This is a genomic window from Micromonospora endophytica (assembly GCF_003236305.1).
Lineage (GTDB): Bacteria > Actinomycetota > Actinomycetes > Mycobacteriales > Micromonosporaceae > Micromonospora > Micromonospora endophytica.
Genome location: NZ_POTX01000440.1, coordinates 1 through 2,163, shown reverse-complemented (window position 1 = coordinate 2,163; position 2,163 = coordinate 1). Strand labels below are relative to the sequence as shown.

Sequence of the window (2,163 nt, the reverse complement as noted above, 5' to 3'; positions counted from 1 at the left end):
CCGGTGGGGCGGTCAGCGAGGCGGCGGTGCGGGGTGGCCGCCCGTCGCTGGGTGACACGTCGACCGTCGGGGCGAGCAGGTCGGGCCGGGGCACCCCGCCGATGCCGGACTGCTCGGCGGCGATCTTCTCCTGCAACCGGAGGATGCCGTGCAGCAGCGCCTCCGGCCGGGGCGGGCAGCCCGGCACGTAGACGTCGACCGGGATGAGCTGGTCGACGCCCTTGGTCACCGAGTACGAGTCCCAGTACGGGCCGCCGCAGTTGGAGCAGGCACCGAAGGAGATCACGTACTTCGGTTCCGGCATCTGGTCGTAGAGCCGCTTGATCGCCGGGGCCATCTTGTCGGTGACCGTGCCGGAGACCACCATCAGGTCCGCCTGCCGGGGCCCGTGCGCGAACGGGATCACACCGAGCCGCATGAAGTCGTGCCGGGACATGCTCGTCGCGATGAACTCGATGGCGCAGCAGGCCAGCCCGAAGTTGAAGACCCAGAGCGAGTACCGCCGACCCCAGTTGAGCACGAACCGGATCGGCTCGCCGAGCACCGCCGGCAGCTGCACGAGTCCCTCCTTCTCCCGCCGACAGTCAATCACAGGGTCAGTAGGTCGGGCGTTGCAGCAGCCCGACGAACTCCACGAGCAGCCGTTCCCGCAGCGCCACCGGGGCGGCGTCGAGCAGGGTGTTCACCACCGCCATCCGCTCCGGCGGACCGGCCTTTCCGGCCAGCCCGAGTCCGTCGGCCAGCCCGGCGACCAGCTCCGGGGTGAGCGCCTCCGGGGTCAGGCTCCCGGCGAGCGCCAGCAGCTCCGGTGGCAGCGTCACCGGTCCGGCAGCGCGGGCCGCAGCCGCCGCGTCGGCGAGCACCGAGCCGAACTCCGCCGCCCGGGGCGCCACCGCGGCGGTCACCGTCAGGTGCACGCTGCGCGGCAGCCCGGCGTACGCGAGCTGCGGCTGGGTGTGCCAGCCACGTGCGGTCAGCTCGTCGACGAGTACGAAGAGGTCCAGTTCCGGGTCGGTCGAGGTGAGACAAACCACGCTCGACTCCGGCTCGGCGACCAGCCGCAGCCCTTCCACGTCGCGTACCGCGTCGGCGAGCACCCGCACCGCGTCCCAGGTGCGGCGGGTCAGCTCCAGGTAACCGTCGTCGCCGAGGTGGCGCAGGGTGGCGTACGCGGCGGCGATCGGGCCGCCGGAGCGGGTGGAGGAGATCACCGGGTTGACCATGGTGTAGCCGGGCCAGTCGGCGTACGCGAAGTACTGCGGGGCGCGCAGCGCCGGGTCGCGGTGCAGCAGCACCGAGACCCCCTTCGGGGCGTACGCGTATTTGTGCAGGTCGACGGAGATGGAAGTGACTCCGGGCACGGCGAAGTCGAAGGCGGGCACCGGCACGCCGAGGCGACGCAGGTACGGCAGGGTCCAGCCGCCGAAGCAGGCGTCCACGTGGCAGCGCACCCCGGCGGCGGCAGCCACCTGCGCGATCTCTGCCACCGGGTCCACCACGCCGTGTGCGTACGAGGGGGCGGAGCAGACCACCAGCACGGTCTCCGGCGTGATAGCGGCGGCCACGTCGGCGACCGCCGGCCGCAGGGTGGTCGGGTCCACCGGCACCGGGTCGAGCGCCACCCGCAGGTAGTGCGCGGCCTTGGCGAACGCGGCGTGGGCACTGGCGGGGACCACGATCCGGGGTGCGGTGATCTCGGGCCGGGCGTCGCGGGCCGCCTTGACGGCCAGGATCAGCGACTCGGTGCCGCCACTGGTGACACTGCCGACCACCTCCGGCGCGCTCGTGCCGGGCCCGCCGCCGAGAACCCGCGCCGCCGCGCCGACCAGCGCGTTCTCCATCGCCAGCAGCGAGGGGAAGGCGGTCGGGTCGAGCCCGTTGACGTGTGCGCTCTCGGCGTACGCCGCCGCCGCCAACTCGTCCAGCCCGGCGACCGCCGCGTCGTACACGTACGCGAACAGTCGCCCGCCGTGCGTCGGCCGGTCGGCCTCCCGCAGCCTGCGGACCTCCGCCAACACCTGTTCCGCCGGTACGCCGTGTGCCGGCAGCGCCGACCCGCTCTCGTCGATCATGGAGTAGTGGTGCCCTTTCCGTGGCTTTCGACGGCATTCGCCCCCGCCACAACTCCATGATCGACGCCGGAGACACGGGGGGCGTCGGGAG

The 2,163-nt window shown here is 72.9% G+C and carries 2 protein-coding genes; both read right to left on the bottom strand.

What is annotated here, in order from left to right; all coding sequences use genetic code 11:
- Nucleotides 1-559: NADH-quinone oxidoreductase subunit B (locus tag C1I93_RS30275; RefSeq protein ID WP_111246649.1), on the bottom strand; the 559-nt coding region annotated here is incomplete at its 3' end.
- 37 nt (nucleotides 560-596) lie between these two features.
- Nucleotides 597-2,072: a pyridoxal phosphate-dependent decarboxylase family protein gene (locus C1I93_RS30270; RefSeq protein WP_111246648.1), complete on the bottom strand. Its 1,476-nt coding sequence runs from the start codon at nucleotides 2,070-2,072 to the stop codon at nucleotides 597-599.
- Nucleotides 2,073-2,163 lie beyond the last annotated feature (91 nt).